At 65.8% G+C, this 20,009-nt stretch carries 18 protein-coding genes and 1 tRNA gene; 3 read left to right on the top strand and 16 right to left on the bottom strand.

All coding sequences use genetic code 11. The annotated features are described in order from the left end of the window. Positions 1–77 precede the first annotated feature (77 nt). Entirely contained in the window at positions 78–524 is a 447-nt protein-coding gene (locus tag C8K14_RS07265; RefSeq protein WP_107716186.1) for a hypothetical protein, read from the top strand. Between the two features lie 2 nt (positions 525–526). Next, complete coding sequence (locus tag C8K14_RS07260; protein WP_107716185.1) at positions 527–847, top strand: transcriptional regulator; 321 nt, start codon at positions 527–529, stop codon at positions 845–847. A 77-nt stretch (positions 848–924) separates the two neighbouring features. Here C8K14_RS07260 and C8K14_RS22595 read toward each other — a convergent pair whose 3' ends face one another. The 9 genes from C8K14_RS22595 to C8K14_RS07220 all read right to left on the bottom strand — a co-directional run bounded on the left by C8K14_RS22595 (position 925) and on the right by C8K14_RS07220 (position 9,182). Continuing rightward, positions 925–1,101, bottom strand: coding sequence for a hypothetical protein (locus tag C8K14_RS22595; protein WP_022678466.1), 177 nt, complete (start codon positions 1,099–1,101; stop codon positions 925–927). Positions 1,102–1,122: 21 nt separating this feature from the next. After that, the gene (locus C8K14_RS07255) at positions 1,123–1,890 is read right to left on the bottom strand and encodes an MBL fold metallo-hydrolase (RefSeq protein WP_022678465.1); all 768 of its coding nucleotides are present in this window, start codon (positions 1,888–1,890) and stop codon (positions 1,123–1,125) included. Then, positions 1,887–2,672, bottom strand: coding sequence for a TatD family hydrolase (locus C8K14_RS07250; protein ID WP_107716184.1), 786 nt, complete (start codon positions 2,670–2,672; stop codon positions 1,887–1,889). The genes C8K14_RS07255 and C8K14_RS07250 overlap by 4 nt, the downstream gene beginning before the upstream one ends. Next, positions 2,672–4,240, bottom strand: a complete 1,569-nt coding sequence (metG, locus tag C8K14_RS07245; protein ID WP_107716183.1) for a methionine--tRNA ligase — start codon at positions 4,238–4,240, stop codon at positions 2,672–2,674. The genes C8K14_RS07250 and metG overlap by 1 nt, the downstream gene beginning before the upstream one ends. Before the next feature lie 17 nt (positions 4,241–4,257). Further along, positions 4,258–5,238, bottom strand: coding sequence for a DNA polymerase III subunit delta' (locus C8K14_RS07240; RefSeq protein WP_054131136.1), 981 nt, complete (start codon positions 5,236–5,238; stop codon positions 4,258–4,260). After that, positions 5,217–5,867 carry a dTMP kinase gene (tmk, locus tag C8K14_RS07235; RefSeq protein ID WP_107716182.1) on the bottom strand — a complete coding sequence of 217 codons (651 nt, stop codon included), beginning with the start codon at positions 5,865–5,867 and terminating at the stop codon, positions 5,217–5,219. The genes C8K14_RS07240 and tmk overlap by 22 nt, the downstream gene beginning before the upstream one ends. Further along, the gene (locus tag C8K14_RS07230) at positions 5,864–6,979 is read right to left on the bottom strand and encodes a D-alanyl-D-alanine carboxypeptidase family protein (RefSeq protein WP_107716288.1); all 1,116 of its coding nucleotides are present in this window, start codon (positions 6,977–6,979) and stop codon (positions 5,864–5,866) included. The genes tmk and C8K14_RS07230 overlap by 4 nt, the downstream gene beginning before the upstream one ends. A gap of 108 nt (positions 6,980–7,087) precedes the next feature. Beyond that, positions 7,088–8,137, bottom strand: a complete 1,050-nt coding sequence (locus tag C8K14_RS07225) for an SPOR domain-containing protein (protein WP_233250952.1) — start codon at positions 8,135–8,137, stop codon at positions 7,088–7,090. Beyond that, on the bottom strand, positions 8,121–9,182 hold the full coding sequence (locus C8K14_RS07220) for a lytic transglycosylase domain-containing protein (RefSeq protein WP_233250951.1): 1,062 nt from the start codon (positions 9,180–9,182) through the stop codon (positions 8,121–8,123). The genes C8K14_RS07225 and C8K14_RS07220 overlap by 17 nt, the downstream gene beginning before the upstream one ends. Before the next feature lie 208 nt (positions 9,183–9,390). Between C8K14_RS07220 and C8K14_RS07215 the strand changes: the two genes are divergently transcribed. Continuing rightward, positions 9,391–9,478 (top strand) — tRNA-Ser (locus C8K14_RS07215). A 15-nt stretch (positions 9,479–9,493) separates the two neighbouring features. Here the strand turns inward: C8K14_RS07215 and C8K14_RS07210 are convergent. The 7 genes from C8K14_RS07210 to C8K14_RS07180 form a co-directional block, all read right to left on the bottom strand. Further along, complete coding sequence (locus C8K14_RS07210) at positions 9,494–10,540, bottom strand: aromatic ring-hydroxylating dioxygenase subunit alpha (RefSeq protein WP_107716285.1); 1,047 nt, start codon at positions 10,538–10,540, stop codon at positions 9,494–9,496. A 106-nt stretch (positions 10,541–10,646) separates the two neighbouring features. Further along, positions 10,647–12,029, bottom strand: a complete 1,383-nt coding sequence (locus tag C8K14_RS07205; RefSeq protein ID WP_233250950.1) for a uracil-xanthine permease family protein — start codon at positions 12,027–12,029, stop codon at positions 10,647–10,649. Between the two features lie 15 nt (positions 12,030–12,044). Continuing rightward, positions 12,045–13,412 carry an 8-oxoguanine deaminase gene (locus C8K14_RS07200; protein WP_233250949.1) on the bottom strand — a complete coding sequence of 456 codons (1,368 nt, stop codon included), beginning with the start codon at positions 13,410–13,412 and terminating at the stop codon, positions 12,045–12,047. Continuing rightward, on the bottom strand, positions 13,409–14,548 hold the full coding sequence (locus C8K14_RS07195) for a purine nucleoside permease (protein ID WP_233250948.1): 1,140 nt from the start codon (positions 14,546–14,548) through the stop codon (positions 13,409–13,411). The genes C8K14_RS07200 and C8K14_RS07195 overlap by 4 nt, the downstream gene beginning before the upstream one ends. 56 nt (positions 14,549–14,604) lie before the next feature. After that, positions 14,605–17,073 (bottom strand): TonB-dependent siderophore receptor, encoded by a 2,469-nt coding sequence (locus C8K14_RS07190; RefSeq protein WP_107716181.1) that lies wholly within the window; start codon positions 17,071–17,073, stop codon positions 14,605–14,607. 96 nt (positions 17,074–17,169) lie between these two features. Then, positions 17,170–18,774 (bottom strand): adenosine deaminase, encoded by a 1,605-nt coding sequence (locus C8K14_RS07185; RefSeq protein WP_233250947.1) that lies wholly within the window; start codon positions 18,772–18,774, stop codon positions 17,170–17,172. Then, complete coding sequence (locus C8K14_RS07180) at positions 18,758–19,879, bottom strand: purine nucleoside permease (RefSeq protein WP_233250946.1); 1,122 nt, start codon at positions 19,877–19,879, stop codon at positions 18,758–18,760. Before C8K14_RS07180 ends, C8K14_RS07185 begins: the two co-directional genes overlap by 17 nt. Positions 19,880–20,009: the final 130 nt, after the last annotated feature.

Genomic DNA, 20,009 nt, shown 5'->3' with positions numbered 1-20,009 from the left:
ATTCTGGAAAATTATCTCTTTCCGAATCGGAAAGTCTGCTGTATCGCTTTCCAACATGGAAAGTGAGGAATGACATGATGAGCGCAATTGGAAAAGATGAAGCCCGCGCCGCCTTGGGTGCCGTCGTTGGCGCCCAGCGCGAGCTGGCCACGCTCGCCTGTCCGCCCTGGCGCCACGCGGCTTTCGCCTTGTGCGAAGCGGTGCTGGTGGCGACGCCAGCGGTGGCGTTTGGCTGGCGCATCGCGCTGTTTGTCGCCGTCATGGCCGGGATCATCGCCTGCGTGATGTCCGACCGCCGCCGGCTCGGTGTGTTCATCAATGGCTATCGCCGTGGGCGCACGCGGCGCGTGGCGCTGCTGCTGCTGGTCGCTATCGCCGCGCTCTACATCGCCAGTGTCTGGGCCAGCCTGCATGCCGGCATGCCGCTGCTCAGCTTGGCGCTGGCCGTCATCACCTTTGGCATCAGCTATTGGGGCAGCGTGACGTGGCAGCGCGTGTTCGTGCGCGAAATGCAAGAGGCGTGAGCATGGCCACCGAGGCTGAAACCACGGCTGATCTCGATGGGCTGGAACCTTTGCTCCAGGCGCCCGCGCGGCTGCAAGTCATGGCGGTGTTGAGCCACGTGCAGGATGCCGAATTTGCCCGGCTGCGCGAGATTACCAAGTGCAGCGATTCCGTGCTGTCCAAGCATCTGTCGGCCTTGGCTGACGCAGACCTGATCGCACTGCGCAAGGCGCCGGTCGATGGGCGGCAGCGCACCTGGGCGCGGATCACCGCAACCGGGCGCACGCGCTTTGGCAAACACGTCGCCGCGCTCAAGCAGATCCTGGCGGGCGCGGCGGTGTGATCGGCACCGTCCTTCACGCGCGATCCGCTGTATGGATAAGATATATTATGTAAAATGCACTTGGCTTGAAGCCCGGATCAGCGGGCTTTGAGCCAGGTATATACCAAGGCCGTCAGTACGATGATAACGCCCCAGATCAGCGCCATCTGGAGCCGTGCCGGCCATTGCACGCGGCGCAGCGCGCCGTTGCGGGATACCAGCACCAGCGCCATGATCAGGCCGATCAAGGCAACGATGCGATCGGGCGTGATCATGGCGCTATCCTTTCAGTGCGCTCAAAGGCTGATTTCCAGGCCATCATAGCCTGGCTGGACGTTGTCGGGCGTTTCGCCGCACAGGGTGCGATAATCCATCGACTTGTCGAGATGCGTCAGAACCGCCTGGCCTGCCCGGCAGGTGTCGACCAGTTCCAGCGCCATCGCCAGATGGGCATGCGTGGGATGCGGCTGCCGCCGCAAGGCATCGACTACCAGCACGTCAACCCGATAGAACAGGTTGATCATCTCATCATTTATTTCAGAAAAATCCGTCGCATAGCCAATGGACTTGCCATTCTGGTCGAACCGGAACGCGGTTGATTGCGCCGGGCCATGGGCCATCTGGCAATGGCTGATGGCAATGCCGGCGACCATGCGCACGCGATCGAGATTATCGAGGTTGCAGATCGTGTGATAGCCGTGCTGCCCGGCAAAGACATAGCCAAAGCGCTGGCGCAGCCGGCGCACGGTCTCATCGGCGGCATAGCCCGGGATCGGTGCGCCGCGGCCCATGCGCAGCGGGCGCAGATCATCGATGCCGTGCGTGTGATCGGCATGGTCGTGCGTCCACACCACCCCATCGATCCGGTCGATTTCGGTGGCGAGCAACTGGTGGCGCAGATCGGTGGGCGTATCGACCAGGATGCGTGCGCCATCGGCGCCTTCCACCACGATCGCCACGCGGGTGCGGCGGTTGCGCGGCTCGGCCGGATCGCATTCCCCCCAGTCGTTGCCGATGCGCGGCACCCCGGTGGAGGTGCCCGATCCCAGCATGACCAGCTTCATGCCGCTGGCCTTTCGGCCTTGCTGAACAGGCGGAAGAAGTTGTCGGTGGTCATCGCGCCAAGTTGTTCGATCGTGACGCCACGCAGCGCGGCGACGAACGCGGCCGTATCGGCCACGAAGGCCGGTTCGCACTTCTTTCCCCGATGGGGGATCGGCGCCAGGAACGGGGCATCGGTCTCCACCAGCAGGCGATCATCGGGAATGTCGGCAACAAAGCCTTGCAAGTCCTTGGCGTTCTTGAACGTGACGATGCCGGAAATCGAGATCGTCAAGCCCAGGTCGAGCACCGCGCGGCCAAAGCCGGCGCTGGCGGTGAAGCAATGGATCAACGCCGGGAAGGCGCCCTTCCCCATTTCTTCGGTCAGGATGCGCAGCGTATCGTCTTCGGCATCGCGGGTATGGATGATCAGCGGCAAGCCGGTGTCTCGCGCCACCCCAATGTGCATGCGGAACAAGTCCTGCTGCACCTGGCGGTCGGAGTGATCGTAAAAGTAATCAAGCCCGGTTTCACCGATGCCGATCACGCGCGGGTCTGCCGTGGCCGCTGCCAGCACCGCAGCGCCCAGATCAGCGTGGCTATCCGCCTCGTGCGGGTGGATGCCCACGCTTGCCCACACGTCCGGCTCGCGATGGGCCACGGCCACGACTTCTTCCCACTCCCGCTGTCGTGTCGAGATGTTGAGGAAGCCGCGCACACCGCGCGCGCGGGCTGCCGCCAGTGCCTCGGCCTGGCGATCAACCAGGCCTTCGTAAATGAGGTGGCAATGGGAATCGATCAGCATCAGGCGCTCGCGCTTTCCTCGGCCGGCAGCTCGAGCCGCGGGAACGCGCCGACCGGCTGTGCCAGCGCTTCACCGGTGGCCACGCGCTCCATGTACCAGCTGGCATGGTGCAAGGCGCCATAGCCGCGCTCGCCGGCCGGAATGCCCAGCTGGTCAAGCACTTTGCCCGCAGCCGTCGGCACGATCGGGGCGATGGCAATGGTCAGGTCGCGAATGGCCATGAACAGGGTAAGCAGCACGGCGCGCATTCGTTCCGGGTCGGTCTTGCGCAGCGTCCACGGTGCCTGCTCGTCGATATAGGCGTTGCAGGCAAAGACCGCGCGCATCCACGCATCGATCCCGGCCGAGAAGTTGAGCGCGGCAAATTCGCGCGGCAGATCTTCGGCAGCGGCAGCGTGGACCGTGGCGAGCAGGACATCGTCGGCCTCCGTGCTCGAAAACGTGTCGAGCTTGCCGTCCATGTTCTTGAAGATCATGGAAAGAACCCGCTGCACCAGGTTGCCATAGCTGTTGGCCAGCTCGGCATTGCAGCGCGTCACGATCGCTTCGGCCGACCACGAGCCGTCCTGGCCGAACGCCACCTCGCGCATGAAGAAATAGCGCACAGCGTCGACGCCAAAGCGTTCGGCCAGCGCGATCGGGTCGGTCACGTTGCCGAGTGACTTGGATTCCTTCTGCCCCCGGTTGAGCAGGAAGCCATGGCCGAACACCTGGTGCGGCACCGGCAGGTTGGCGCTCATCAGGAACGCGGGCCAGTAGATCGTGTGGAACCGCACGATATCCTTGCCGATGAGGTGCAGGTTTGCCGGCCAATACTTTGCAAAGGCGTCGGTTTCTTCCGGCCAGCCGAGGCCGGTAAGATAGTTGGTCAGCGCATCGACCCACACGTACATCACGTGGTTGTCGCTGCCCGGAACCTTGACCCCCCAGTCAAAGCTGGTGCGCGAGACCGAAAGGTCGCGCAGTCCCTGCGAGACAAACGCGATCATCTCGTTGCGGCGCGCCTCGGGCCGGATGAAATCGGGATTGTCGGTATAGAGCGCGAGCAGCTTGTCCTGATACTTCGACAGGCGGAAGAACCAGCTTTCCTCCACGGTCCATTCCACCGGGGTGCCCTGGGGCGAGAGCTTGCTGCCCCCTTCCCCTTCGACCAGTTCGCTTTCGTCGTAATAGGCCTCGTCGCGCACCGAGTACCAACCTTCGTAGCGATCGAGATAGAGATCGCCGTTGGCTTCCATGCGCTTCCAGATTTCCTGGCTAGCGGTGTGGTGGCGTGGCTCGGTGGTGCGCAGGAATACGTCATAATTGACGTTCAATGCGGCGCACATATCAATGAAATGCTGCGACATCTGATCGCTCAGCTGCGCCGGCGTCAGATCCAGGTCGCGCGCCTTCTGCGCCATTTTCAGGCCGTGCTCGTCCGTGCCGGTCTGCAGGCGCACGTCGCGGCCCATCGCCTTGTGGAACCGCGCGATCACATCGGCGGCGATCGCTTCATAGGCGTGGCCGATATGCGGCTTGCCGTTGGGATAGGAAATGGCGGTGGTGATGTAATAGGGTTCGCCCATGGCGACAGTCGCTTCCTTCAGCGGGATGTTGCCCCCGCTCTAGTGCGCGCAGCGCGCGCCAGCAACCCGCCGATTTCCATAACCAGCAATGCCGGATCAAAGTTGTGCGTTGGCACCTCGCGTGCCAGGTCGACCAGATGCTGGTGCGCCGCGATGATTGCCAGACGGTTGTCGGCGCCGGCCTGCGTCACTTCTTCGGCCAGAACGGTGCGCGCCGCCTCGATCGTCGCCAACAATCGCTCGCGATCGGGCCGTGCGCCCAAGGCGCTGCCCAGTTCGCCGCGCAGGCCAAGGTCGGGATCTCCGGTGCGCAGTATCTCGCGCAACAGCGCCAGGGGGCGCCCAAGATCTTGCGTTGCAAAGGTCAGCGCAGCCCCGGGCGAGCCATGCGCCACGGCAATGGCGGCAGCGCGCGTTTCGCCATCGAGTTCGGGCGCGGATAATGAAACGGCTTCGTTCATTTCCTTGAGATCGAGTGGGCGAAAGCGCAGCACCTGGCAGCGCGAACGGACCGTGGGCAGCAGACGGCCAAGCTGATGCACCACGAGCAGAAAGAACGTGCCCTGAGGCGGCTCTTCCAGCCCCTTGAGCAGCGCGTTGACCGCGCCTTTTTCCAGATGATCGGCCGCGTCCACGATCACCGCGCGGCGCGCGCCCAGTGTCGGCCGGGTGTGCAGGCGATGGAGCATCGTACGGATTTGATCGACGTTGATATTGCGCTTGCGGGCATAGGGACGCCCGTCGTCACGCTTCTTCGCTTCATCATCGTTGGCGGGGAGCGGCTCGAGCACCAGGATATCGGGGTGATGCAACGCCGGTGGCTGCGGCACGCCCGGCTCGGCCACCAGCTTGGCTGCAGCTTCGAGCGCAAAGCTGGCCTTGCCCAGCCCTTCACGACCAGCCAGCAGCCAGCCGTGGTGCATGCGCTGCCCGGCCATGGCTGCGTTCCAGGTTTCCCAGGGGTGTTCGTGGCCGATCAGCATGCTGGCGGCATCCATGGCGCCAGCGCGTCAAGAATGCGCGCGCCGACTGCTTCGGGGGTGCCTAGCGCGGAAACGCGGGCAAAGCGCCCTGGCTCGGCAGCGGCGAAGCCATCGAATGCGGCGGCAACGCGCGCATGATAGGCGGCATCGCGCCCGCCGATCCGGTCTGCCTGGCCCTGGTCACGCAGTGCGCAGCGGGCGGCGGCCTCTTCGGCGGGTAGTTCCAACAGGATAGTGCAATCTGGCAGCAGCCCTTCGCTGCCAATGGCGTGCAGTGCCATGACATCGGCATCGGACAGCCCGTTGCCGCCGCCCTGATAGGCGCGGCTGCTATCGATGAAGCGGTCGCAGATCACCCAGTCGCCGCGCGCCAGCGCCGGGCGGATCAACCGCTCGACATGGTCCGCGCGCGCGGCCGCAAACAGCAGCGCTTCGGCCCGCGCGCCCCAGCCTTCGCCGTGCGTGCTCAACAGCAGGTTGCGGATCGCCTCGGCGCCGGGGGTTCCGCCCGGTTCGCGGGTGAGCACCGCGCCGATCCCACGCGCGGCCAGGGCCTGGACCAGAAGGCGCGCCTGGGTCGACTTGCCGGCGCCCTCGCCGCCCTCGAACACCACGAAACGGCCGGTGGGACCAGTGCCACTCATTGCCCGGCCATCGCGGCAAAGCCGTTGCGCAGGCGATCGAACAGGCCGCCCTTGGGCACCGCCTCGGCCGCCGCCAATGGAAGGCGTGCGTCGGGCTGGCCTGGCGCATGCACCACCAGCGTGGCCACTTCCTGGCCCTTGGCGATCGGCGCGCGCAGCGGCCCCTTGTAACGGATCGACAGCGTGGGCCGCACCGTCTGGCCGTGGCCGACGAGCATCGCCAGCGAACGCGGCGCCACCAGGCCAACGCTAGAAATCGTGCCGCCCTGCACCCGCGCACTGCCGACATGGTCTCCGGCGGCAAACAGCGGCTTTTCGTCGAACGCGGCAAAGCCCCATTCGATCAGCGCCGCGCCGTCGCGGGCACGGTCCTGCGGCCGGTCATAACCGCCCACCACCATCATCAGGCGGCGGCCGTTGCGCTGCGCCGATCCCACCAGACCATAGCCGGCCTCGTTGGTAAAGCCGGTCTTCACGCCATCAGCGCCGTTCACCACGCCATAGAGCGGGTTGTGGTTGCGCTGCTCGATCCCGTTCCAGATCATCGTTTCGTGGCCATAGAACCGGCGATAGAGATCCGGGTGTCGGGTGATCAGTGCCGTACTCAGCGTAGCAAGGTCTGCCGCCGAAACATAGGTGCGGCCCTCGTCCATCCAGCCATTGGGCGTGTTGTAGTGGGTGTCACGCATGCCCAGCGTGCGGGCCTGCGCGTTCATCAGCGCGGTAAAGCCGGGCACGTTGCCCGAAACGCCCTCTGCCAGCACGACGCAGGCATCGTTGGCCGAGACGGTGACGATGCCTTCCAGCAGATCGGCCACGCGGGTCTGGCTGTTGTTTTCCAGGAACATCGTGCTGCCGACGCCATGCCACTGGCGGAAGGTTTCAGGCCGCATGGCAAAGCTCGCATCGAGCTTGAGCTTGCCCTGCGCGGCCAGTTCGAACGCGACATAGCTGGTCATGATCTTAGTAAGCGAAGCCGGCACGAAGCGGCGGTGTGATTGCCTCTCGAACAGCACCCGCCCGGAATTGACGTCAATCAGCAGGGCGATCGGCGCCACCACTTCGGGCGGATGCGCCGGATCGGCCGACACCTGCACGTGCGGAGACTTCATGCCCTGGGCAGGCACGGCAACGGTGGCCACAGCGGCCAGGGCAACGGCAACGGAAAGCAGACGGCGCAAGCAAAACCCCGAATTCACGATGGGACCAGCCCGCCTGCCTTATGGCGCGCGCTGGATCTGGGCATCGGCATAGCCCGCCCGCTTCGCCTTGCCCAGAGCCGCCTTGGCATCGTCTTGTGAGCCAGCGGCAATGCGCACGCGGAAGAATTTGCCGGCCGATGCCACCGTGCCCCCCACTTCGCGCGCGGCTTTCTCGGCGTTGGCGCGCGTGGAGAAAGCGCCCACCTGGACGACATAGGCCGTCGAATGGGCTGATGCGGTGGCCTGATGCTCGGCCTTGGGCGCCGGCTTTGGCTCTGCCTTTGCCGGCGCCTTGGGTTCGGGCCGGGGCGTGACGGGCTTGGGCACCGGCGCCTTTGCGGCAACGGCCTTTGGCGCCGCCGAGGGGGCTGACGGCGCTGGCGGGCGCAGCGCGGGCATGGGCGTGGTGTTGCGCACGACCGGCTTGGGCGCCGGGGCTGGCGGCGTTGGTGTCGGCACGGGCGCTGGCGGCTGCTTGCCAGCGAGGGCGGCGGCGAGCAGTTCGGGCTTGGGCTCAGCGGGCGGGAGAATGCCGAGCTTGCGCTTGAGCGCGGTGAGCAAGCCGGGCGGCGTATCCATACGGGCCGGCGCCTGTTGGCCGGCGCGCAGCAGCGCGCGCTCGGCCTCTGGCGGGTTGACGCGGCGCACGCGCACCGGCGAATGCGCTCCGCTCAGCCCGAGTTGCGCGATGGCGCCGGGCGAAAGTGCCACCAGCCCATCGCCTTCCATCGGCCCGCGTCGTTCCAGCCGCACCAGGATCGTGCGCCCGGTATCGAGCGAGGTCACTTCGACATAGCTCGGCAATGGCAGCGTGCGATGCGCGCCGCTGATCCCGCCGCCGCCTTCGGCATCGGGCACGGCATAGCCAACCGCATCATAGTTCATCGTATCGGCGGGGGTATAGGTCACCCCGCCAACCGCGAACGGCGCGCCCAGCACCATGGGATAATCGGCCGCCGGGCCGCTGACCGCCTGGGCCAGGGCCATCTGCGCTGTGCCGCAGCCCAGCATCAGGGGAATGGCCAGGGCGGCGGCGGTCAGGCGAAGGCGATCAGCGGCTGATTTCATCGGCGAGCAATCCCACGGACAGGGCGTAAAAGTTCGAGCAGTTGTAATCGAGGATGACCCGATAATTTCCGGTTAGCAAATAGGCGGTGCGGCCTGGTCCGTCCGGCTCGAAAAATGTGGCGAGCGTATCGTCGCCCGCAGGCCAGACGCCGGCCTGGGGCATGATGCCCATGGCGCGCCATTCACGCAGGGTGCGCCAGCGGCTGTGCCGGGCGAACACCAGCGGGCAGCGCGGGCTGGCCAGCGCGGTGCCCAGGCGGCTGCGATCGAGCCCGGCCGGCGCCGTCACGGCAAAGCCCCAGGGTTCGCCCGGGCGCCAGCCGGCATCGCGGAAATAGTTGGCGATCGAGGCGATGGTATCGGCCCGGCTCGCCCAGATATCAGGCAGGCCATCGCCATCGGCATCCTGGGCCACGCGCAGATAGACACTGGGCAGGAACTGCGGATTGCCAAAGGCGCCGGCCCAGCTGCCGACCAGCTTTTGCCGGGGAACGCCGCGATCGATCATCTTGAGTACGGCGACGAACTCGTCAGCGAACAGATCACGCCGGCGTCCTTCAAAGGCGAGCGAGGCCAGCGAACGCGGCAGATCGAAATCGCCAGTATAGCTGCCAAAATTGCTCTCATGCCCCCAGATCGCCAGGATCACCGGGCCGGGCACGCCATAGCGGCGGCTGACGGCCTCGATCTGCTGCATCGATTCGGCATAGATGCGCCGCCCCTTGGCAATGCGCACGGAATCCACGTGGCGCCTGCGATACGGCTCAAACGAGGGCGTGCCCCCGCCCGACTGCGCGCCGCCGGGCTGGCTGCGATCGAAGGCGATCACGCGCGGGTTGAACGTGAGCCCGGGCAGCACGCTGGTAATGGTCTGCTCGCGCACCCCCGCCCCGCGCGCCTTGGCGGCTAGGAGTTGCAGATAGCCTTGAAATCCGGCTTCTTCGGTATCTTGCGCCACGGCCGGCCCAGCCAGTGCCGCCAGCGCCAGCGCCGCGCCCATCGCCACGCGGCGCCAGGCCCGGCGGCCCCAAGCGGCGGGCGGCATCGGGCGCGAAGAATTAACGGTTGAAACGAAAGGGATCGGTTGGGCCATCATTGCAGGCTGTCTTGCATGCCTTGCCCGACAATGGAACACCCCCGCGCCCAGGTGAGGCGCCAAGCCTGCCGAAAATCGCCCCTTTTGCGCATTTTGCGAGGATGACCGTGCAAAACCTCTTTGCGCATCGCATGACAACCGCTATCGGCGGCGCGCCGGAGGGGTGGCAGAGTGGTCGATTGCAGCGGTCTTGAAAACCGCCGATGTGCAAGCATCCGTGGGTTCGAATCCCACCCCCTCCGCCAACCCAGCCCGTCGGATCAGCCGCCGCGCAGGCCGAGGTCGCGCAACGCGCGGCGATAGAACATCGAACTCATGTCAGCGGTCAGGTGCGCTTCGGCGCTGGGATCGAGCGGCAGTTGTGCGGGCCATTGCGCCTCTACCATGGCGCGGTCTTCCTCGAACACCTGGCGGTTGAAGTCATAGACGCCCTGCACCGGCTGATCGGTATCGAAATTGCGGGCAATCGGCACGAACAGGCGGGTTTCCGTGGCTGAAACCGGTGATGCCGCATTGAGGATCACCAGGCGATCATCGCCGGGGAAATGCACTTCGAGCGTGGCCGTGAAGGGAACGTGGCAGCGGAAGTGGCGCAGCCAGCGAAAGCCAGGCGGCGCCTTGTCCACCCCCTTGGGATAGTTGGCCACGTTGCTCCAGTATTCCGCCTCGAAACCCTGCGCCGTGCGGCGCGGCCGATAATCGGGCACCTGGGCATTATCAGGATCGGCAAAGCTTTCGCTGTGGATGAAGGCAAAATGCGCGACGTCGAGAAAGCCCTCCATCTGCCGTCCGGCCGAGCCGCGAATATCGATCCACGGGCAGACAATCTGCTGAAAGCCAGCCTCGTCCCAATGTGGCATGGCAATGATCGCGTCAGTATCCTGCGCGGTCGCTGCGGGGTCAAGGCAGGTCCAGATCAGGCCGTAGCGTTCCACCGCCGGATAGGTGTGAAGGTGGAACTGCGTTGGGATCGACCGTTGCGGTTGTGCAGGAATATGCACGCAGCGCCCGCCGGCGCCAAAGGTCAGTCCGTGATAGGGGCATTCCACTCCGCGTCCGTTGCCCCGCCCCATGCTGAGCGGAACGCCGCGATGGGGGCAACGGTCAGGTGCGATGACCAGCGTATCCTGGGCGCGATAGAGCACCAAAGGCTGATCGAGCAGCCGCGCCTTGATCGGTGCCTCGCCTACCTCGCGCGCCAGGGCAACGGGATACCAATGGCGCGATAGGATCGCCCAATCCCGCGGCGTAAAGGTGCAACCATGCGGGAGGACCGGTTCGAAAGATGCGAGCGGGGCCGTGGCCATGGGCAGCATTACCTTATCGTTTCAACGCGATGGCAATATGATGGCGGCGCGATGGTGTGCGATCAAACGCAATGATTCTGACGCGCTGTTGCAAAAATGCGCGCGGTCAAATCTCTTTGGGCAGCACCAGGTTGAGCACCAGCGCGATCACGGCCACCGGCATGACGCCCGATGACAGCAGTATCCGGGCGGTTTCCGGCAGGTGGCCCAGCGCCTCAGGCTCAAGCTGGAGCCCGAGCGCGACCGAGAGCGCGGTGCCGGCTACCAGCATGTTGCGCTGGTTCCATGCGACGCTGGAGAGCATGGCGAGCGCGGAGGACGCGACCATGCCGAACATCACGATCACCCCGCCGCCCAGCACTTCGATCGGGACAGTGGTGATCACCGCGCCGATCTTGGGTAGCAGGCCGCAGAGGATCAGGAACAACGCGCCGAGCGTCACGACGAAGCGGCTCATCAGGCCCGACATGGCGATCAGGCCCACGTTCTGGCTGAACGTGGTGTTGGGCATGGCGCCGAACAGGGCAGAGAGCGCCGTGCCCACGCCGTCGGCCGCAACAGCGCCCATCACTTCCGTGTCGGTGGCGCGCCGCCCTGCCCCGTTTTCGCAGATCGCCTCGACATCGCCGATTGATTCGATCGACGAGACGAAGCCGATCAGGCAGAAGCCGACAATGGCAGAGGGCGACAGTTCCCAGCCAAAGGCCAGGAAACGCGGCAGCATCAGCCAGTGCGCCTGCGCCACGGGGGCGAAATCCACGCGCCCCATGATCAGCGCCACGCCATAGCCAGCGAGCAGGCCAAGCAGCACGGCTGCGGTTGAAAACACCCCGCGCCCGAAGAACTTGAGGCCAAGCGTGGCGAACACGACCACCCCGGCCAGCAGCCAGCTTGACGCCGCACCATAGGCCGGCAGCCCGCGCAGCGTTACCCCGCCAGCGGCATATTCGACGCCAACCCGCACCAAAGACAGCCCGATCATCAGCACGACCAGCCCGGTGACGAGCGGCGGCAGGGCAAAGCGGATCGGCCCGACCAGGCGGCTGAGCCCGGCATGGAGCAGACCGGCCAGGAATGCAGCAGTGGTCAGCGCGGCCATGCCCTCAACGCCCTTGCCGGCCACGATCGGGATCATCACCGAAATGAAGGCAAAGCTGGTGCCCTGCACCAGTGGCAGCCGCGCGCCGATCGGCCCCAGCCCCACTGTCTGCAACAGCGTGGCGACCCCGGCAAAAAGCATGGCCGCCTGGATCATGTAGATCAGCGCAGAAGGATCGGCCGAGCCAAAGCCGAACCCGGCCGCGCCGGCCACGATGATCGGCGGGGTGATGTTGGAAACGAACATCGCCAGCACGTGCTGCACGCCCAGTGCCACGGCCATGGGCAGCGGCGGCACATAGGCAGGATCACGCCGCTCGCTTTCGGTCGGCCCGGATAGGGGCGCGGCGCTTTCGGGTATCGCTGCTGTTGCCATGGCTGCCTCCGTCATGCCGATCATCCGTTCCTATGCCATCAGCCGGGCGAGCGCGGCTTGCGCGCCCGCGACGACTTCTGCCTGCGAAGACATCACCAGTTCACCCCCGCGCACCACACCGCGCCCTTCGACAAAGACATCGCGCGGCCCTGCCGGCGGAGCAAAGACCAGCGCTGCCAACGCGTCCCAACTGCCGGTCGAGGCGATCTGCGCCACGGGCCAGATGGCAAGATCGGCGCGTTTGCCCGGTTGCAACTGGCCGCAATCGGGGCGGCCGAGAATTTCGGCGCCGCCGCGCGTCGCCATGCGCAGGGCCTCGCGCGCGGAAAGCACCCCGGCCCCGCCAGCCACGCGTTGCAGCAGCATGGCCTGGCGCGCCTCGGCCAAAAGATGCCCGCTATCGCTCGAGGCGGAACCATCGACGCCCAGGCCCAGCGGCACGCCGGCATCGAGCATGGCGCGCACGGGCGCGATCCCCGATCCCAGGCGGCAGTTCGAGCAGGGGCAATGCGCTACCCCGGTGCGGGTCCGGGCAAACAGCGCGATTTCGTTGGGATCGAGCTGCACGCAGTGGGCATGCCACACATCCGGCCCGGTCCAGCCCAGGCTTTCGGCATAGTCACCCGGTCGGCAGCCGAACTTCTCCAGGCTATAGCGCACGTCGTCGGCGTCTTCGGCCAGGTGAGTGTGCATCATCACACCTTTGTCGCGCGCCAGGATCGCGGCATCGCGCATCAGTTCCCGGCTTACCGAAAAGGGCGAGCACGGCGCCACGCCGACGCGGACCATGGCGCCCTCGCCGGCGTCATGGAACGCATCGATCACGCGGATCATGTCATTGAGGATGGCCGGTTCGGCCTCGACCAGGCTGTCTGGCGGCAGGCCGCCCAGGCTTTCGCCCACGCTCATCGCCCCGCGCGTGGGGTGAAAGCGGATGCCGATGGTCTGCGCTGCGGCGATCGTGTCTTCCAGCCGCACGCCGTTGGGAAAGAGATAGAGGTGATCCGAAGACAGCGTACAGCCCGACAGCGCGAGTTCGGCCAAGCCCAGCCGCGTGGCGGCAAAGACATCATCGGGCGTATAGCGCGCCCAGATCGGGTAAAGCGTCTTGAGCCAGCCGAACAGCGAGGCGTCCTGGCAGCCCGGCACCGCGCGGGTGAGAGACTGGTAGAGGTGGTGGTGCGTGTTGACCAGGCCAGGCGTGACGACGCAGCCGCGCGCGTCGATTGCCTCGATTCCGGCGAGTTGCGGCGCCAGCTCGGCAGTGGGGCCGCAGGCAACGATGGCGCCGTCGCGCCAGATCAGCGCGCCATCGGCAATCTCGGTGCCGGCATCGTCCATCGTTGCCAGCACATCGGCATGGATGATCGCCCCGCTATGCAGGCCGCCGTTGCTCACTTGGGCGGCGCCTTGGCATAGCGTGGCCAATCTGCCAGCAGCGTATCCACCACTTTCGATCCCACGGTATAGAGCGCTTCGAGCGAGGCGCGCATGCCGGAATAGTTGTTGTTTTCCTTGAGCAGATAGTCGGCCGGCGCCACGCCGGGCGGCGGCATGGTGAAGTTGGACGCGCCGCGCAGCACCATCACCCGGTCGCGATCGGCCCGGCCGATCCGCGCCAGATAGTCGATCGATTGGAACGTGCCGGTTTCTTCCATGGCAGAGGTGACGAACACGCCCTTCCCGCCGGTCCAGAAATCGACCCAATCGTGCGCCCACTGCGTCATCATGCCGCCGTGCCAGAAGGTCATCGCGGCCAGATTGTCGCCGGTCATCACGCGCGGCGGAGATTGCGCCGGGGCCATGCCCGTGAACGGCGCGCGCGCGGCGGCCAGTTGCGCGCTGTCGGGCAGCGCGATGTCCTTGGTCAGGCCATAGGCCCAATCGGCCAGCGCGGGGTTGAGTGCAAACATCTCGCCCTCGTCCGCTTGCTGCGGGCGCTTGTCGCGTACTGTGTCATTGGGCCCATTGGAATGCAGCGCGAAATAGCCGCTTTTCCAATCGGCGGGGATTTCGCGGGCATCGATTTCGTGCGCCAGATCGCCATCGACCAGATAATGCGCCCACACGGCCGAGCCGATCGTCGCCTGGTGCGGATCGACCCCGGCAATGCCGGCGACCAGCCAATAGGCGTGTGACAGGTCGAACCGCTGGTCGAGCCCCAGTGCCAGCGTGGCCGTGGCCGAGCGGATCGAGCCCATGCCCGTCACAATGCCCAGTATCTGGCTGTCGGGATTGTAATAGAGATCATGGTGCGACTGCGGGAACGGAATGCGCACGTCCAGCTTGCGCCGCTCGCGCCAGAACTGGAATTCGCCCGGCGCGTCACCCGTGTCCTGCCCCACTTCGAACATGGTGACGATCACCACTTTGACTGGAATCTTGGCCGCGCAGGCTGCGCCCGGCGCACATCGCAAGGCCTTGGCCACCGCAGGCGGAACGGCCGGAGTGGTGGCGGCACGGGCGCCAGTGGCCATGCCAGCGAGCGCCAAGGCGATGGCCGCGTGGCGCAGGCCCTTCATCTGCAACATCATGAATATCCGATAGGCAATTGACAGGGCGGCAAAATATCGCCGCCCTGTACTGAGGATCAGAACTTGTACTGAATGGTCGCTTGGAAATTGCGCGGCACCTGCGGCAGGGCGATATCGGCCCCGAACAGATCCTGGCCACCGGCCCGGAAATAGCGCGCGTTGTTGAGGTTCTTGACCACGGCACGGAACATCCAGTGGCCCGTGGTGAACGAAGCACCGGCATTGACCAGCCAATAGGCCGGCAGGCGCACCGTCTGGCTATAGCTGGAGAAGACCGAGTCCACGTGGCTGACATCGGCGTTGATCGCGATGCCGTTGTCAAAGGCATAGGTGCCGGTGGCCGACACCACGTTGTGCGGAATGCCGGGACGCCGCGCCTGGGCGTTGGTCGAGGGGAACAGGTAACCGATCTGGCTGCCGCCGAGATAGAGCGACGGATCCTTGACGTTCACCATGTCACCGATGCCGAAGTAGTTGAAATAGCCGCCGCTGGTGAGCGCCGAGATATTCACCACGTCGATATAGGTGTAGTTCGCGGTGACCAGCGCGTGCTTGTCGATCGCCCAGCGCAGTTCCGCTTCCACGCCCTTGGTGCGGATCGACTGGTTGGTCAGCGGGCTGTCGGAAACGACGTCGGTGCGCTCCTGCTTGTAGACCGACAGCGCCGCATAGAGCCGCTTGTCGAGGAACTCACCCTTGATGCCGGCTTCATAGAGGCGCGAGGCCGACAGGAACGTGCCCCCAGCAATCGCGGTCGGCTGGATTTCGGCGCCTTCACCGGCCACCACCGTCGATTGGCGCGACGCGGTGACATAGGGAATGATGCCGATCGGCGTCTTGTAGGAAACGCTGGCGTTCCACGACAGGCCGCTGTTGTTGCCGGTGGCTTGGGCCACGCTGGGGTAATCGGCCGGATCATACTTGGTAAGCAGCGCGGTGGACGTGGCGTGGACATGGTCCCAGCGCAGGCCGGCAATCACGTCGAGGCCGAAATCGAAATCGGCATCGACCAGCCCGGCCAAACCGACGTCGAGATAGTGGCCCTTGAGATAGTCGGAATAGTTGCAATCGCAGTCGGTGGAAAGCTGGCGGGTGGATGCGGCGGTATAGCCCGTGGTGATATCGGGACGGTTCCACAGTTCGACGCCAAAGTCATCGGCAAAGTTGAACTTGGTGTAGCGCAGCGAGGGGGCTGCCTGGATCGAAAATTTGCCGGCAGACGTGGTGAAGCTGTCGCTGATCACCACCTTGTCTTCCAGAACGTAGGAATCGATCTTTTGCGAGAAGCCGTAGTAGTTCTCGTTGAGGTTCTTGGTGCCGTCGTAGAAGACCTGGTTCTTGATCTCCAGCTTGCCCGGCCCGGTCCAGATCAGGTCGAAGTAGAACGTCTTCTGATCGTTGTTGAGCTTGTCGTTGGGGCCGGTCAGCGTGTCGCGCTTGCTCAGCTTGGTGGTGCCGGGGTTGACCAGCGCTAGGTCGGGATAGTTGGCCTTGAGGCAGGCGTCGGTCCAGCCCGAAGCGCCGATGCCGCCGCCGCAGCCAAACGAACCAAAGATGCTCAGGCCCTTGCCGCCGTTGGCCGCCCGGGCTTCGGCGCGGGAAATCTGGCCATCGCCATTGGTGTCGAGGTTGTTGGCCGCGTTACCGGTGACGTAATTGCCATTGTCGATCAAGTCTTGCGACAGGCGGTTCCAGCCGCCGTTCTGCTGGCCGCGGAACTTTTGATACATGCCGCCGAATTCGGTGCGCAGGTTGCTGGTGATGTCGGTGTCGAACGCGGCCGACAGCACCAGGTTGCGCGGGTGGATGTTGCGGTAATAGCTGCCCGAATCCTCGGATTCGGCATAGAGGCTGTAGCCGAACTGGTGATCGCCGATCCGGCCCGGTCCAGTGATGCTGCCCTTGAGCACGCTGCGGGCCCAGCTGCCGGTGTCATAGGCAATGAAGCCATGCGGATCGGGCGCATAGGTGCCATTGGCGGCGCGCGCCGTCTTGGGCACGAAGTTCATGTAGCCGCCGGTCTTGGACGGGCCATAGATCGGCGAGGCCGGGCCGCGCACGATGTCGATGCGATCGGCGGCGGCAATCGGGGTGGGATAGTTGCCGGGATTTTCCAGGCGCAGCATGCCGCGGAAATAGACTTCGCCGGGCGTGCCGCGAATATCGAGCGCGCCGCCGGTGCCGAAGAACGAGCTGGTAAACGTGCCGGGCACCTGGCTGACCAGGTCATAGATCTGCGTGATGCCAAAGCGTTCGAGCTGTTCCGAGCTTACCGACGATGCCGCGCGCGGCGTTTCGGCCAGCGTCTTGTCGAACCCGAAAACCGAGCCGACATCCTTCAGCGGCAGCGCGCCGAGCGAGCCCGACACGACGATTTCGGGCTTTTCATCGCCGGCTTCGGGTGCCGGTGCGGCCTGGTCGGCCAAGGCCGGCCGGGCCAGCGCGGTTCCCGCCAGCAGAGCGAGAGCGACCATCGCGCGGCGCGCGGGCTTGGGCTTGTGCAGCCGTGCTTGAAACGTGCTCATTCTTCGTAACCCCCATGATCGGGCCACGCCGCTGTGGGCGTGCCGTCCGTTGCTGTTTTTCTGCCTTCACGCCCCTCCCTGGGCATGATCTTGTTTTTATGACTTTTTATTATTCATTGCGGCGGCCTTGATGGCGTCGTCCTCAAACGCGTCGAGCCGCTGTTCCAACGCCATCTGCAGGCGCGCCTTCTCGCTGGCCGCCAGAAGTGCGCGACACGGCGTGGCCGAGGCAGCCTGCCCCGTGCCACTGCACGGCGCGGCCCATTGCCCGACATGGCGATCGCGCCACAGGCTGGCGCCGCGCACGAAGCTGTATTCCAGCGAAGCGCGCGCAATGGCCTTGAGATCGCCATAGCCCAGGCCCTGCTCTTGCACGCCGCGCTGGAACTCGTTGGTGATGTCGGTGCGCAGCACGCCCTGATCATCGGTGGCAAGAACCACCGGCACGCCGTGGCGGCGATAGAGCGAGAGCGGATGCGCCGGCCCTTTCACGCCCAGGATCACGGCGTTGCTGGTGAGGTTGATCTCCACCGCCACGCCCTGGCGCGCCATCTGCGCCAGCGTCTCGCGGCCCTGGTCTTCAAACGCGATATCCACGCCGTGGCCGATGCGCCGGGCGCCGGCCGCCACCGCCTTGGTGATATGGTCGCGCATGTCGGCCGGCGGCACCTGGCCGAAGGCGAGTTCGCCGGCGTGCATGGAAATGGCGACGCCCGGATGGCGCTGCGCCAGGAAGCGGAACATCGCCATGTGCAGATCGTAATCCGCGCGCGCCACCGGCCAGTCTTCGGGCTGGACGATATTGACGCCGACAAAGCGCGGATCGACTTCTGCCAGGGCAAACGCCAGGATCAGCGCGCGAAACACGGCGGCCGGCGCCACGTCGCGCAGCGCCCAGGCAAGATAGTGCACCGCCACGCCGCAGCCAGGCTCGGCCTGCGGCGTGGCACAGTGCATGCCAGTGCGCGCAGCAGCTTCCTCGGCATCGATCTGCGCGCGCAAGGCGGGCACTTGCGCCAGCAGGCGCGGCGCCTCGGCGGCGTGGAACGCGGCAAGGCCGGCACTGTCGAGCGGCGGCAATGGCGCGGCCAAGGCGGTCTCGAGCAGGCCGGGCGGGTTGTGATCCAGCTCCAGATAGAGCAGCCCCTCCCCCGCCGCCTGGCGCCGCGCAGCGATCATCGCCTCGGCCTCCTGCCCCAGCAAGGCAGGGGTGAAGCGATCGAACGTGGCAAAGAACTGGTCGTGCCCGCTGATGGTAGGGGCGCCCACGCCGTTCTGCCAGCCGCGCGTGGATAGGCTGTCCACCAGCCGGGCATAGCGCGCCGGCTCGGTGCGGGTCAGCGTCGCGATATCGGCATCGGGCGCGCAGGGGGGCGCAGCAAACTCGCTGCCATCGGCAGACAGGCACAGCCCCTTGGCGCCCGCCCAGGCAATCATGTCTTCGGCATAGAGCGCGCCCGACAGGTGATTGTGCAGATCGCCGCCTTTGGGCATGCGGTGCAGGAACAGCCGCAATTCGCCCGGATCGCGTGCGGTCTTGGCCATGATCGCCGCAACCTGCGCGCTGCGCGTGGCATCGCCACCAAGCGAACGCGCCGCGACGGGCGCCGCGCTGCCCAGGGCCAATGCCATGCCGGCCAGGGCCAGCGACACCATGGCGCGTCGGTGGGTCACCATGTGCCGTTCATGGCTGAGCGGCATCTGGCACGCTGTCACGATAACGGACCCAGTCGGCAAGCAGACGGTGCACGACCACCGCGCCCACGCGATAGTTCGCCTCGTAGGCAGCCACCTGCCCCGGCCCTTCGTCGCCCACGCTGGCGAGCGGCGAATGGCCCGGCGGCGGCATCGACGGGTTGCTGGCGCTGCGCAGCACCATCACGCGCTTCATGTCGACCAGGCCAGCCTGGCTGGCGGCGAGCATGGTGCCGGCCATCAACTGGCTTTCCATGTTGGTCATCACAAAGCGGCCTTGGCCGTGGGTCCACAGCTTGACCCAGTCGCGCGCCCACTGCGTGCGCCCGGCGCCGTGCCAATAGCGCAGCGTGCCCAGCGTTTCGCCCATCAGCACGAACGGCGGACGCTGCGCCTGGGGAAAGCCTTTCCATTGCGCGCGCGCGGCCTTGAGCGCCGGCGTATCCGGGATCGGTGTGTCCTTGCTCAGCGCAAAGGCCCAGTCAGCCAAGCCCTGGTTGAGCGGCACAGCCATGCCCAGCGAACCGGTATCGCTCATTCCGGCAAAGCTGTCTGCCGCCTGCGGCAATTGCCCGGGCGCCTTGGCGCCGATGGCGAACAGGCCATAGCGCCAGCCCTTGGGCACCTCGCTTTCGGCAAATTCGCGCAGTGCGTCGCCGCTCACCACCCAACGCGCCCAGGCTGCGCTGCCGACCGAGGCGACCTGCGGGTCGACGCCGGAAATACCGGTGAACAGCCAATACGTGTGGGTGAAATCAAAGCGCGGATCGAGCAGCAGGGCCATCAGCTGCACCTCTGGCGTCACCACCAGCGAATGCGCGTCGCCCCAGACCATGCCATAGAGGCCAGCCGCGTTGCGGCGCAGCGGGTGCAATGCGCCACGCACCGGGATCACCTCGTCCAAATGCTCCCGCTCGGCCCAGAGCTGAAACTCACCGGGGGCATCGCCGGTGTCGGCGCCCGGCTCGAAATTGGCGATGACCATGACTTTGACCGGGATCGGCTGCACCGCCGGTACGACCGGTAGCGCCGGCTCCGCCGCGCGCACGGTGGGCGCAGCGGCAAAAAGGCCCAGCGCCAGTGCCACGCAGACCGCACGGCTTCTGGCCACAAGCCTTTTCCTGCCCCCGGCCGGCCTGCCGGAGAGTCTTGCCGTGATACGCCCCAAAACACGTTCCCTGAATGATATTTTGTGTCTGGAACTTGCTAAAGGACATAGTGTGTTGCAATCAATCACAATG

This window comes from Novosphingobium sp. GV079 (assembly GCF_003058045.1).
GTDB lineage: Bacteria > Pseudomonadota > Alphaproteobacteria > Sphingomonadales > Sphingomonadaceae > Novosphingobium > Novosphingobium capsulatum.
Note: the sequence above shows the minus strand (reverse complement) of the source record. Positions and strands in the feature narration are given on the sequence as shown.